Here is a 13606-nt window from a genome sequence, read left to right as displayed (position 1 = left end):
GTTATTTTTTTATCCTTTTTCGTAAATCAAATCCTAAATCAATTATACCTAAAATCCAAACAATATAAAGTAATATTGGCATGATGAATAATAACACTGTCACTATAATAGGGACAGCTCTTGGCCACCCCTTTAAATGGCTAATATACCAAATAAAAGACAATCCCTGCACTAACACAACCAATTGTATTATAAACATGATATTTGTTAAAGCCAAATAGAGGTAACTTCCAATTTCAGGTTGGAGGATCAGGGATAATAGCAAAGCAATTAAAAAGTAAAACAATAAATTTCTCGGTAGTGCTAGCTCTCTAAATGGCTTCGAATCTTCCACTTTTATTCCAAATCTTTTTACAATAGGAAAGGATACTAACTGAATAACAAATACAGCAACACAGGCAGCCATCACAAACAAACTAGGTGTTAACGATTGAAGTGTGTCTATAGCTGAGTTAAATTGATCGAACAAAGCAGCATTTGGTTCCTGACCTAGAACGCTTAATAGATCTTTTGATTGCTCAATCGATTGTTTAAATAACTCCATGCTTTGTTTAATAAAATCCACTTTAAAAAAGGCCACGGCAACCGCATATTGAACAACTAAGTTAAGGAGAAAAGTGATAGAGCCAGCGATAAATCCTGCTCCTTTTCCTCTTTTATGGCGAATAAAGTCACCTATTACAAGTCCTGTCAAACCATAAGCAAGCGTTAATGGAATGGCCAAGAAAGTACCAACAATAAGCGAGAGTAAAAGGGAAGCCACTAAAAAAACGAATGACTCTTTACGATTATTTTTTGCCGAGAAAAAAATAAAGGGAAGAGATAAAAATAAATTTATCACAGCACCAAGAATAGGCACATAAATGGTAATCAGTAATATGACAGTAAAGACGGTTAATAAAATAGCTCCTTCTGTCAGCTTATGTACATTTTTCAATTTTACACTCCTAACTTAGGTCATCCTTATTAGTCTATTCTACAGACAATTATATCGATCTTCAACCAACTTACACTGAGTACAAAAGAGAAACGATTAAAGCCAATGCCTAAGAAGACTAATTAGTAAGGATGGGAGGAACCTTTTACTATAAGATAAGCTCAAATAAAAAAGGACACCAGAAATGATGTCCTTTTCTTTATGTCTAGCTACAGTGCCTACCCCCTCGAGGTCATAAGCTAATCCAGCAAGAAGGTTAAAGAACAATCTTCTTGCTGGCTCATCTTATGCTTGTTGGGAGTGAACGAGGCGCTTCCGCTTTTATTATTCTCCAGTTACGTATGGAAGTAATGCCATCGTACGAGAACGTTTAATTGCAGATGTTAATTTACGTTGGTATTTAGCGCTTGTTCCTGTAACACGACGAGGTAAAATTTTACCACGTTCAGAAACGAATTTTTTTAGAAGGTCTGTGTCTTTATAGTCGATATGTGTAATTCCGTTTGCAGTAAAGTAGCAAACTTTACGACGTTTTGCACGACCGCCTCTGCGTCCACCCATTGCCATTATGCGTCACTCCTTTACAAATATGTTTTACATTACGTTCAAGTCGCTACTTTATTAGAATGGAAGATCATCGTCAGAAATGTCAATTTTACCATCTTGTGCGAATGGATCTTCATCTAAACGAGTATAACCTTGTTTATTTCGATCATTAGGTTGGCGTTGTTGATTCTGATTGTTGTTACTATATGGAGAATCCTGTGGACCACCACCAGAATTAGAGTTAGCATAATCTCCTCTTCCTCCACCGGAACTTCCTTTCGGTTCAAGGAATTGTACACTTTCCGCTAGCACCTCAGTGACATAAACGCGTTTGCCATCTTGTCCTTCATAATTACGTGTTTGAATTCGACCATCAACACCAGCAAGGCTACCCTTTTTCAAGAAGTTTGCTACGTTTTCTGCCGGACGACGCCAAACAACGCAATTAATAAAGTCCGTCTCACGCTCACCCTGTTGATTGGTAAAGCTACGGTTCACAGCTAAGGTAAAAGAAGCTACTGCAACCCCATTTGGCGTATAACGTAGCTCAGGATCTTTCGTTAAACGACCAACTAAAACAACACGATTCATCATCAGAATCAACTCCTTCCTCCAAATACTTATTTCACATGAAACAAGTGAATCGAAAATCATTTATATCAGTCTTATTTTTCGTCTTTAACAACAATATAGCGAATGATATCTTCGCTGATTTTAGCTAAACGGTTAAATTCTTCAACCGCAACTGGTCCAGCGTTAACATGCATTAGTTGGTAGTAACCATCACGGAAATCATTGATTTCGTATGCAAGACGACGTTTACCCCAGTCTTTTGAATCGACTATTTCCGCACCATTATCTGTTAAGATCCCATTAAAACGCTCAACAAGAGCTTTTTTAGCTTCGTCTTCAATATTTGGGCGGATGATGTACATTACTTCGTACTTTCTCATCACGTTCACCTCCTTTTGGTCTAAACGGCCCACAATGGGGCAAGGAGCAATTATTAATTACTCACAAGAGTGAATTATATCATAATAATAAAGGAATAGCAACGTTGAATACTAGTAAAAGTAGTTTCCCTTTTCTAACAATTGTGTTGTCATTTTAAAAACCCCCTCTGACCATTCGATATCAGAGGGGTAGGAGTGTCTATTATACGTTAAAACGGAAATGCATAACGTCTCCGTCTTTTACAATATATTCTTTTCCTTCAAGACGAACTTTTCCAGCCTCTTTAGCCGCCACCATGTTCCCTGCTGCTAAAAGGTCTTCATATGAAACCGTTTCAGCACGAATAAAGCCTTTTTCAAAGTCCGAGTGGATTACTCCCGCACATTGTGGTGCTTTCATACCGTTGCGGAATGTCCATGCGCGAACTTCTTGAACACCGGCAGTAAAATAAGTAGCTAGTCCAAGTAAACTATAAGCAGCTCTAATTAACTGATCAAGGCCAGACTCTGCAATTCCTAGTTCAGAAAGGAACATTTCCTTTTCTTCCCCTTCGAGCTCTGCGATTTCTTCTTCAATTTTGGCACAGATAACGATCACTTCTGCCTGGTCCTGCGAAGCGAACTCTTTGACCCTTTGAACATATTCATTCTCTGAAGGATTTGCAACATCATCTTCTCCCACATTTGCTACATATAATACTGGTTTAATGGTAAGGAGATGAAGCCCTTTAGCGGTCTTTAGTTGCTCTTCTGTAAATTCAACAGTTCTTGCCGGCTTTTCTGCTTCAAAAGCCTCTCTTAATTTTTTAAGCACTTCAAATTCAACTAATGCATCTTTATCTTTCTGTTTTGAGAGTTTTTCAACACGACCAATTCGTTTTTCGACTGATTCAAGGTCAGCTAAAATTAATTCCAGATTAATCGTTTCAATATCATCAATTGGATCAACCTGTCCAGAAACATGTGTAATATTATCATCTGCAAAACAACGAACAACTTGACAAATGGCATCTACTTCACGAATATGTGAAAGGAATTTATTTCCCAACCCTTCACCTTTACTTGCTCCTTTCACAATCCCAGCAATATCAGTAAATTCAAATGTAGTTGGTACTGTTTTTTTCGGTTGAACAAGTTCAGTTAATTTGTTTAACCGTTCATCTGGTACTTCAACAATTCCAACATTGGGGTCAATTGTACAAAATGGATAATTAGCAGACTCTGCACCTGCTTGTGTAATTGCATTAAACAAAGTAGATTTCCCAACATTCGGTAAACCCACTATTCCAGCTGTTAAAGCCATCCTCGTCACTCCTCAAGTATATGAACTCAAATAATTAATCTTATATTTCAAATGAAATTATGTCATTCCACCAATACAAACGAATAAAGACCTCCAACAATTATAGATATTTAATAAGAAAAGCGCAAGCACTCGATCAGCTACTGGAGCTAGACAATCCTAAAAGTGACCGGTTAAAAATGAAACGTCCCGTTGCAACCACATCCTGTACGACACAAACGGTTTGACATCAGCACAGGTTGTGTAAGTAAAGGATGATGTTGCTTATTCTTCATGTTTAACGAGCATTTTTTTCATTTTCCGAGTAAACTCTTTTCTTGGAATTAATACACTATGTGAGCAACCTTCACACTTTATGCGAATATCCATACCTAATCGAATGATTTTCCAACGATTTGCTCCACATGGATGAGCCTTTTTCATTTCTACAACATCGTTTAACCCAAAGTCCTTTTCTTCCACAATGAAATCCTCCTATTCAGTTATCACATACATAATAACCTTGATTTCAATTAAATTAAGTCTATTTTATCAATTCCTTCATTCTCTTTGAAGACTAAAATGCCATCCCTACTATTAACTTTTAACAAAAAACAACCTATCCTACTTTTTCTTTTAAAATTAAGTATAGCAGTGTATGTATAGATATCCAAAAAAGGTCGTATACTAATAGAAAAGCGTAGGCGTCTTATGGAAAAATCGTCGACTGAAAACCCAATTCCTGTGATCAACGTTGATGTCAGCGCATCTTGTGCAAGGCACGAAAAGTTTTCGATTTATTTCCAGCTATTAAATTAGGGGGAGAGTGTATCTTGAACTATAAATCTAATTTATTTAAAAAGATAATGAATGATGAAGTAAGAATTATTCACGATGAGCATGACTCCGCAAACAGAGTAGCAGAGGAATTATTTTCCTTAATACCTACTGCATTAAGCCGCAGACCCATCATATTCGTTTGTATTGGAACTGATCGATCAACAGGTGATTCATTAGGACCATTAATTGGAACCTTACTTAAAGAAAAGACACCCTATCCCTTTCATGTATATGGATCATTAGAAAACCCCATCCATGCCTTAAATCTAGCTGAGAAATTAAACGAAATCAAAACAAATCATATCAATCCATTTATTATAGGAATCGATGCCTGCTTAGGACGTTTAAAAAGTGTCGGAATCATCCAAATAGGCAGTGGGCCTGTTAAGCCAGGATCTGGCGTTAATAAGGAACTTCCAGATGTTGGGGATATTCATATTACAGGTATTGTAAATGTAAGTGGATTTATGGAATACTTTGTACTTCAAAATACAAGATTACATCTAGTCATGCAAATCGCAAAAACCATTGCAGACGGAATCTACAATGCAAGTAAGTTATATGAATTAAAACACTCCTTTCCCAAATTGCAGTGGACACTGGATCAAGATCAGGAACAGACAAATTAGCCTTATGCCGCTTTCTCCTTCTATTTTGAAAGCGGCGCTCTAATAAATTTATCTACAAATAAAGCTGATAAAAATAAAGGATCATAACCACCAAAGCGACTACCACAAGACCTGGTAAAAGATTAGCTACCCTAATCTTTGTCAATCCTATTACATTGAAACCAATAGTCATGATCATAACCCCGCCTACAGCGGTCATCTCCATAATAAATTGATCCATTAAAACAGTGGGGACAATGCGATCAATTTGTGTAGCGAATAGTGCAATAAGACCTTCGTATAAAAATACGGGTATAGCAGAGAAAATGACACCCATCCCTAGGGTAGTTGTTAAAATAAAAGCAGTAAATCCATCAAGAATCCCTTTCGTATAAAGCACTTGGTGATCACCACGAATTCCACTATCCATTGCACCAAGGATAGACATTGCACCAATAGCAAAGATTAACGTTGCTGTGACAAAACCTTGTGAAATACTTCCTTTTGCTTTAGAACCTATTTTATGTTCCAGCCACAATCCCAGATTATTTAGTTTATCTTCCAATTCTAAGTATTCACCGATCATAGATCCAAACACAAGACTGATAATAACGATCAAAAAGTTTTCACTTTTCAATCCCATTTGAATTCCTAAAACAATGACAGCCATCCCAATCGCATACATGACTGTACTTCTCATTTTTTCTGGAATTCGATTAAAAAGTCTACCTATCAAAGACCCTACAATAATAAGCACGCCATTCACAATTGCCCCTAACAAAAACATATTATTTTCTCCTTTCATAAGAAAAACACGGCTGTTCTCGCTAAAACATAAAAAAAAAACCATCCATTGGAATGATGGTTTAGTATCCTTGTTTTGTTTCCAGCATTTCTAAAATACGATCTAAGTCATCTTTTGAAAAGAACTCAATTTCAATTTTCCCTTTATTCTTTGTTTGCTTTATATGAACAGTCGTTCCGAATCTTTCACGAAGGGTTGACTCTTGTTCTTTTATAAAGACATCTTTCTCTTTTATTGGCTTTTTTGTTTCACGTGAAACATTCTCATTTAATTGTTGGACCAATTGTTCAAGTTGGCGAACATTTAATCCTTCCTTCAGTATTTTCTCAACGACAACAGGAATTGATTCCTTATTTTGGAGTCCAAGTATTGCACGACCATGTCCCATTGAGATTTCCCCTTCGGAAATTAACTCTTGAATTTTAGTTGGAAGTGTCAACAAACGAACATGATTTGCAATATGTGGTCTACTTTTCCCAAGACGTTTAGCTAATTCCTCTTGGGTGACTTTTAATTTTTCCATGAGCAATTGATAAGCAGCAGCCTCTTCAATAGGCGTTAAATCCTCACGTTGTAAGTTTTCTAATACAGCTAGCTCCATCATTTGCTGTTCTGTCATTTCTCGAATCACCACTGGTACTTTTTCAAGTCCCGCTGCTTTGGCTGCCCGGAAACGTCTTTCACCAACAACAATTTCATACCCTTTAATCGCTTTTCTTACAATAAGAGGTTGTAAGATCCCATGCTCTAGTATAGATTGTTTTAACTCTTCAATTGCTTCTATATCAAAGACTTTTCGAGGTTGATAAGGATTGGGTCTACATGTCTTAATACTGATTTCCTTAATCACTTCTTCCTGGTCAACCTCAGCATTTGAGAAAAAAGCATCTAGTCCCTTTCCAAGACCTTTAGCCATTCCGAACCACTTCCTTTGCCAAATCTAAATACACTTCAGCACCACGAGACTTAGGATCATAGATGATAATCGGTTCACCATGACTGGGAGCCTCACTTAGACGAACATTTCTAGGAATAATGGTTGTATATACTTTATCTTGAAAATATTTCTTTACTTCTTCAATGACTTGAATGCCAAGATTGGTTCTTGCATCAAGCATAGTCAATAATACACCTTCTACTTTTAAATCATTGTTTAAATGTTTTTGGACAAGACGGACTGTATTTAAAAGCTGACTGAGTCCTTCTAATGCATAATACTCACATTGAACAGGAATGAGGACGGAGTCTGAAGCCGTTAATGCATTAAGAGTTAACAACCCAAGAGAAGGGGGACAATCAATTAAAATATAATCATATTCATCTATGATCTTTTCCAATGCCCTTTTTAAACGGACTTCCCTAGAAATTGTCGGAACCAATTCAATTTCTGCTCCTGCAAGTTGAATAGTAGCAGGGATGGAATAGAGGTTTTCAACAACTGTCGGCCTTATGACTTGGCTTGCTTCAACATCCTCAACTAATACATCATATATACATTGATCAACATCCGCTTTCTCAATTCCGATACCACTTGTCGTATTCCCCTGTGGATCAACATCTACTAATAAAACCTTTTTTCCTAGATAAGCTAAGCACGCCCCTAAATTAACAGAAGTAGTCGTCTTTCCGACTCCTCCTTTTTGGTTTGCTATTGAAATCACTTTTCCCACGTTGTCACCTACCTTTATTTCCATGGAAATCATACTTTTGTTTTTTTATCAGTTTTATAGCTTCAACATCATGGTTTAACGAAGCCTATTATTAAATACATAAACTACCAAGCATGTAATCTATTTTATCATGAATATAAGAGGATAATAGAGTTTTTCTTAAAAGATACAACTAGGAGGCTCTCTAAAATAAGTATCCAAATGCTTAATAAGTATCAGAATATTAAAAATAGAGAAACTAAAGCGTAATGTTTAGTTTCTCTTTATTATGATAGAAAAATATAAAGTATTGTAATAGCAAAGAGATAAGTCTACAAGCATTTAGCTTTCTCTATTATTTTTTTTTGGAATTTTAATCGTGAATTGGTAATACTCATCAAACTCTTCCTCTTGCGCATCAAGGTTAATCCCATTATCTGAAACCATTGATAAAGATTGGCGAATCGTATTGACAGCAATTCTCATATCCTTACTAAATGCTTTTCTTTTCGGTTTTGGTTTTTCTCGTGTCTGTTCAAGTAATTTGCCAACACGATCTTCCGTTTGTTTAACATTCAAGCCTTTTTCAATGATTTCCATTAGCAATATTACTTGTTTTTCTGAATCTTTTAGCGGAATAAGTGAACGTGCATGGCGTTCAGTGATCGTTTTATTTAATAAAGCATCCTGTACTTCTTGTGGAAGCTTAAGTAATCTCAATTTATTTGCAACCGTTGATTGTCCTTTTCCAAGTCGCTGAGCCAATGCTTCCTGTGTTAACTCATGAAGTTCAAGTAACTTTCCATAAGCAATGGCTTCTTCTATTGGTGAAAGCTCTTCCCTTTGAAGGTTCTCAATTAAGGCAACAGAAGCCGTTTCTGTATCATTAAAATTTTTAATAATAGCAGGTGCCGTATCCCAACCGAGCTTTTTCATCGCTCGCCATCTTCGCTCACCAGCAATAATTTCAAATCTATCGTATTCAAATTCCCTTACTACAATCGGTTGAATAATCCCATGAGTATGAATCGTACGAGATAATTCCTCAATTTTCTCATCATCAAATACCGTTCTCGGTTGAAAGCGATTAGGTACAATTTGATTAATAGGTATTTTTTTTATTTCCTCATTTTCCACTTCTACTACTTCTTCAAGATCAGTAGATTCCACTGATTTGTCTATTTCCATCTGTTCTCCCTTTTCGCCGAGGCCAAAAAAGCGTGAAAAAGAATGCTTCACCACCCTGCACCACCTTTACGAAACTCCCTATTACATATTCTCTAAAAAAACGACAATTCCTTCCAGAAAAAAATGGAATATTGGTCTCTTCATCGTTTAATCTATAAAATAGGTCTACGAATTACTCCAATTTCATAACCGCAATCAATTCTTTTATAAAGAATTATGCCATATTTTCAAGGAAAAAGTAACTCTACTCAATAGGACTGCGATTAGGTGTTCCTGGTTTTCGAGGATATTTCTTTGGAGTTGACTTTTGTTTTTGAATGAAATAAATATTCCTTTCACTTTCTTCAAAGGGAAGAGAAAAGGCAAAGGATTCTTTTACTACCCCACCAAATAAAGCAATGGCCTTTGTGCTAGCATCCACTTCTTCCTTTCCACTAGCACCCTTCATTGCAATAAAGGTACCCCCTATTTTCACAAGAGGCAGACATAGTTCACTTAATACAGACATTCTGGCTACAGCTCTGGCAGTCACAATATCATAAGCTTCGCGGTGTTCTTTCAGTTGACCAAATGTTTCTGCACGGTCATGGATAAAACGAACATGGTCAAGTTGAAGTTGATCGGCTAGATGCTCTAGAAAGTGAATTCTTTTATTAAGCGAATCAACGATTGTAACATGTATCTTTGGAAATGCTATTTTAATGGGGATACTTGGAAATCCCGCTCCCGCACCCACATCGCAAACATGCAACGGTTGATCAAAGTTAAAGTAAAATCCAGCTGTAATGGAATCAAAAAAATGCTTTAAATAAACCTCTTGTTTTTCAGTAATGGCTGTTAAATTCATTTTTTCATTCCACTCAACGAGCGTTTCATAATAGGTTTCATATTGTTTGATTTGCTGCGAAGTAAGGGAAATCCCTTTCTCCGCAAGCAAGCTGATAAATTGTTCCGTATTCATCGGCAAATCCTTTCTTAACTCTTACTTAAATTACTCATTCGATACTTTTGCAATTTTGCCCTGTTCTAAATAAACAAGTAAGATCGAAATATCAGCAGGATTGACTCCTGAAATCCTTGAAGCTTGCGCAAGAGATAATGGATGTATTTTTTTTAGTTTTTGTCTGGCTTCTGTAGCAAGCCCATTAATCGCATCATAATCAATATTCTCTGGTATCTTCTTATTTTCCATTTTCTTTAGACGATCCACTTGCTGAAGTGATTTTTCAATATAGCCTTCGTACTTAATTTGAATTTCTACTTGTTCTTTTATTTCATAATCAAGCTCTATTTCATTTTTCACTAAAGTTTCAATATGTTCATAAGTCATTTCTGGACGTTTTAATAAATCCGAGGCTCTTATGCCATCTTTAAGCTCGCTGCCACCTACACTTTTAATCAACTCTTGAACTTCTTGATTCGGTTTAAGTCTTAGGTTATGAAGACGGCTCTTCTCCTCTTCAATTTCCTGTTTCTTTTTTGTAAAGCGTTCATAACGTTCTGGAGAAATAAGCCCTATTCTATAGCCTATTTCCGTAAGACGTAAGTCAGCATTATCATGGCGAAGGAGCAATCGGTATTCCGCTCTAGATGTCAGTAAACGATATGGCTCATTTGTTCCTTTTGTAACAAGATCATCAATCAATACACCGATATAAGCATCGGAACGGCTCAAAATAAGTTCTTCTTTTCCAATCGCCTTTAATCCGGCATTAATGCCTGCCATCAGGCCTTGTCCTGCTGCTTCTTCATAGCCAGATGTCCCGTTAATTTGTCCCGCCGTATAAAGATTTTTGATTTTTTTCGTTTCTAATGTTGGCCATAATTGAGATGGTTCGACTGCATCATATTCAATCGCATACCCAGGTCGCATCATTTGTGCATTTTCTAATCCAGGTATCGTTTTTAATATATTGTGCTGCACATCTTCAGGTAAACTAGTTGAGAGACCTTGAACATACACTTCCTGTGTATTTCTACCTTCTGGTTCAAGGAAAATTTGATGTCTTGGCTTATCATTGAAACGAACGACTTTATCTTCGATGGAAGGACAATAGCGAGCTCCTGTCCCTTTAACCATACCGGAAAACATGGGTGAACGGTGCAGGTTGTCATCAATTAGTTGATGTGTATTCCCATTTGTGTAAGTAAGCCAACATGGTAGTTGATCTGTAATAAATTTTGTCGTTTCATATGAAAAGGCACGAGGAGCATCATCTCCTGGCTGAATTTCTGTTTTACTATAATCAATTGTATTACTGTTAATTCGTGGCGGCGTACCCGTTTTAAAACGAACTAAATCAAAACCAAGCTCCTCTAAATGCTCTGAGAGCTTTATAGCAGGCTGTTGATTATTAGGGCCACTTGAATATTTTAATTCCCCGAGGATGACTTCACCACGAAGATAGGTTCCAGTTGTGATGACGACGGTTGTTGCATGATAAATCGCACCTGTTTTTGTAATAATACCTTGACAGACACCATCTTCAACGATTAATCTCTCAACCATCCCTTGTACTAAGGTTAGGTTTTCTTCATCTTCGAGGGTCTTTTTCATTTCATACTGATAGGAAACCTTATCAGCTTGTGCACGTAAGGCACGAACAGCTGGACCTTTTCCTGTATTCAGCATGCGCATTTGAATATACGTTTTATCGATATTTTTGCCCATTTCTCCACCAAGGGCATCAATTTCTCTAACGACGATTCCTTTTGCTGGTCCTCCCACAGATGGGTTACATGGCATAAAAGCGACCATATCTAAATTAATTGTTATCATTAATGTTTTGGCACCAAGGCGAGCTGCTGCTAATCCAGCCTCACAACCTGCATGTCCGGCACCAATGACAATGACATCAAAATTACCTGCTTCATATTGCATGGTATTGCCTCCTATATTTCTAAAAAATCACTTTACTTACACAGGATGTTGCACTTTTAGCCGGCCTTTTCTTATTGTCAAGCTCTAGCGGCGATCTGCTAAAGGTCTTAAGCCAAGCCTGCTTGTGCTTTTCTTATTTCCCTAAACAGAACTGCGAAAAGAGTTGATTGATTAGGCTGTCTTGTACGCTTTCACCAATAATCTCTCCTAGTAACTCCCATGTTCTTGTTAAATCAATTTGAATAATATCAATTGGGGTACCCACTTCAATTCCATCATTTACGTCTTTTATCGCCTGTAATGCTTGGTCTAATAAAGCAATATGACGACTATTCGATACATAGGTCATATCTCCAGATTCAATCGATCCCGTAAAGAAAAGATCAGCAATAGCTCCCTCTAATTCTTCGACTCCCTTTTCATCAATGAGGGAGGTCGTAATCAACTTATGATCTTGAGCTAACTCTCTAATCCGCTCCATATCAATTTTTTGTGGAAGGTCTGTTTTATTGACGATGACAATAACATCCATTCCCTTAACCACATCAAAAAGATTTTCATCTTCCTTTGTTAACTCATCCGAATAATTCAAAACTAGTAACAAGAGATCAGCCTCTTTTAACACTTGACGAGACCGTTCGACACCAATTTTTTCAACAATATCCTCTGTTTCTCGAATTCCAGCTGTATCCAATAACCTCAATGGAACCCCTCGAACATTGACATACTCTTCGATCACATCTCGAGTCGTTCCTGGAATATCCGTCACAATTGCCTTATTCTCTTGGACAAGACTATTTAAAAGAGATGATTTCCCGACATTTGGACGTCCTACAATAACAGTTGATAGCCCTTCACGCAAAATTTTCCCTTGCTGAGATGTTTGTAAAAGATGCTCAATTTCTCTCCTCACATAGGTTGCCTTCTCCTTCAACATCCTATGAGTCATTTCCTCAACGTCATCATATTCGGGATAGTCTATATTCACTTCAATTTGCGCTAACGTCTCTAGTAATTCTTGACGAAGCTTTTGAATCAGTTTAGACAATCTCCCTTCCATTTGACCTAAAGCAACATTCATCGCTCGATCCGTCTTAGCTCGAATTAAATCCATTACTGCTTCAGCCTGTGATAGATCAATTCGTCCATTCAAAAAGGCCCTTTTCGTAAATTCACCGGGTTCAGCTAGCCGTCCCCCATATCTTAAACAAAGTTGTAACACTCGATTAACCGATACTAATCCACCATGACAATTGATCTCAACAACGTCCTCTTTTGTAAAAGTCTTCGGACCTTTCATAATTGAAATCATAACTTCCTCAACTACTGCCTCTGTTTCTGGATCAATAATATGCCCATAATGAATCGTATGGGATGGTTCCTGACTAATCTGCTTCCCACTCACGCTTCGGAAAAGCTTTTCTGCAATTTGAAAGGCTTCATCCCCACTTAAACGAACAATCGCTATAGCTCCTTCTCCCATTGGAGTTGAAATAGCCGCAATCGTTTCAAATTCCACTCTTTCCACCTCTTTCATAGAAAAAACTTAATGATTCCGCTTATCAGCTGTAGACTAAAGAGCCTATGATACCTGGAGCTAGACCATTTTATAATTTTCAACATTGATCTATCTATGTTTCTATATGAGCCTACCCTTACAATTTTATTAAAAGACTTTGTTCAACAATCATCGTTAATAAAGACTATTAAAAAGAAAATACTCTCTTGCGCTTATCCACAACCTCTTATTCCCATTATTTCATTTTAACTTATCCACATGTGAATAACAATAAACCTCTACTCAATGATAAAAAGAAAACTTTAAAAATATATGATCATTCTCTATTTTAGTATAAGAATAAAATAATTTTATCCGATATTTTGGACAGTAAAACCCCTGATTCATATAGAATCAGG

General features: G+C 36.9%; 14 protein-coding genes. 1 reads left to right on the top strand and 13 read right to left on the bottom strand.

Annotated features, from left to right (window positions below):
* Position 1 precedes the first annotated feature (1 nt).
* The 6 genes from JMM81_RS17380 to JMM81_RS17355 all read right to left on the bottom strand — a co-directional run bounded on the left by JMM81_RS17380 (position 2) and on the right by JMM81_RS17355 (position 4201).
* The gene (locus JMM81_RS17380) at positions 2-937 is read right to left on the bottom strand and encodes a YybS family protein (RefSeq protein WP_256242828.1); all 936 of its coding nucleotides are present in this window, start codon (positions 935-937) and stop codon (positions 2-4) included.
* Positions 938-1261: 324 nt separating this feature from the next.
* Positions 1262-1498, bottom strand: a complete 237-nt coding sequence (gene rpsR / locus JMM81_RS17375; protein WP_256242862.1) for a 30S ribosomal protein S18 — start codon at positions 1496-1498, stop codon at positions 1262-1264.
* 60 nt (positions 1499-1558) lie between these two features.
* Complete coding sequence (ssb, locus tag JMM81_RS17370; protein ID WP_256242827.1) at positions 1559-2077, bottom strand: single-stranded DNA-binding protein; 519 nt, start codon at positions 2075-2077, stop codon at positions 1559-1561.
* Positions 2078-2148: 71 nt separating this feature from the next.
* A complete protein-coding gene (rpsF, locus tag JMM81_RS17365) occupies positions 2149-2436 on the bottom strand; it encodes a 30S ribosomal protein S6 (RefSeq protein ID WP_256242861.1) in 288 nt (95 codons plus the stop codon).
* A gap of 202 nt (positions 2437-2638) precedes the next feature.
* Positions 2639-3739 (bottom strand): redox-regulated ATPase YchF, encoded by a 1101-nt coding sequence (gene ychF / locus JMM81_RS17360; protein ID WP_256242826.1) that lies wholly within the window; start codon positions 3737-3739, stop codon positions 2639-2641.
* A gap of 264 nt (positions 3740-4003) precedes the next feature.
* Positions 4004-4201: a DUF951 domain-containing protein gene (locus JMM81_RS17355; protein ID WP_256242825.1), complete on the bottom strand. Its 198-nt coding sequence runs from the start codon at positions 4199-4201 to the stop codon at positions 4004-4006.
* Between the two features lie 350 nt (positions 4202-4551).
* Here JMM81_RS17355 and yyaC point away from each other — a divergent pair, with 350 nt between their 5' ends.
* Positions 4552-5187: a spore protease YyaC gene (yyaC, locus tag JMM81_RS17350; protein WP_256242824.1), complete on the top strand. Its 636-nt coding sequence runs from the start codon at positions 4552-4554 to the stop codon at positions 5185-5187.
* Between the two features lie 52 nt (positions 5188-5239).
* Here the strand turns inward: yyaC and JMM81_RS17345 are convergent, their stop codons facing one another.
* From JMM81_RS17345 to mnmE, 7 genes are all read right to left on the bottom strand, one after another.
* Positions 5240-5953: a DUF554 domain-containing protein gene (locus JMM81_RS17345; protein WP_256242823.1), complete on the bottom strand. Its 714-nt coding sequence runs from the start codon at positions 5951-5953 to the stop codon at positions 5240-5242.
* A gap of 79 nt (positions 5954-6032) precedes the next feature.
* Positions 6033-6887, bottom strand: a complete 855-nt coding sequence (locus tag JMM81_RS17340; protein WP_256242822.1) for a ParB/RepB/Spo0J family partition protein — start codon at positions 6885-6887, stop codon at positions 6033-6035.
* Positions 6880-7641, bottom strand: coding sequence for a ParA family protein (locus JMM81_RS17335; RefSeq protein ID WP_256242821.1), 762 nt, complete (start codon positions 7639-7641; stop codon positions 6880-6882). Before JMM81_RS17335 ends, JMM81_RS17340 begins: the two co-directional genes overlap by 8 nt.
* 321 nt (positions 7642-7962) lie before the next feature.
* The gene (gene noc / locus JMM81_RS17330; RefSeq protein ID WP_256242860.1) at positions 7963-8859 is read right to left on the bottom strand and encodes a nucleoid occlusion protein; all 897 of its coding nucleotides are present in this window, start codon (positions 8857-8859) and stop codon (positions 7963-7965) included.
* Positions 8860-9052: 193 nt separating this feature from the next.
* Positions 9053-9769 (bottom strand): 16S rRNA (guanine(527)-N(7))-methyltransferase RsmG, encoded by a 717-nt coding sequence (gene rsmG / locus JMM81_RS17325; protein ID WP_256242820.1) that lies wholly within the window; start codon positions 9767-9769, stop codon positions 9053-9055.
* 30 nt (positions 9770-9799) lie between these two features.
* Positions 9800-11689 (bottom strand): tRNA uridine-5-carboxymethylaminomethyl(34) synthesis enzyme MnmG, encoded by a 1890-nt coding sequence (gene mnmG / locus JMM81_RS17320; RefSeq protein WP_256242819.1) that lies wholly within the window; start codon positions 11687-11689, stop codon positions 9800-9802.
* A gap of 133 nt (positions 11690-11822) precedes the next feature.
* A complete protein-coding gene (gene mnmE / locus JMM81_RS17315) occupies positions 11823-13226 on the bottom strand; it encodes a tRNA uridine-5-carboxymethylaminomethyl(34) synthesis GTPase MnmE (RefSeq protein ID WP_256242818.1) in 1404 nt (467 codons plus the stop codon).
* Positions 13227-13606 lie beyond the last annotated feature (380 nt).

The organism is Bacillus sp. V3B (assembly GCF_024494465.1).
In the GTDB taxonomy this organism is placed as follows: domain Bacteria; phylum Bacillota; class Bacilli; order Bacillales; family Cytobacillaceae; genus Bacillus_BD.
This window is presented reverse-complemented; position numbering and strand designations above follow the sequence as displayed.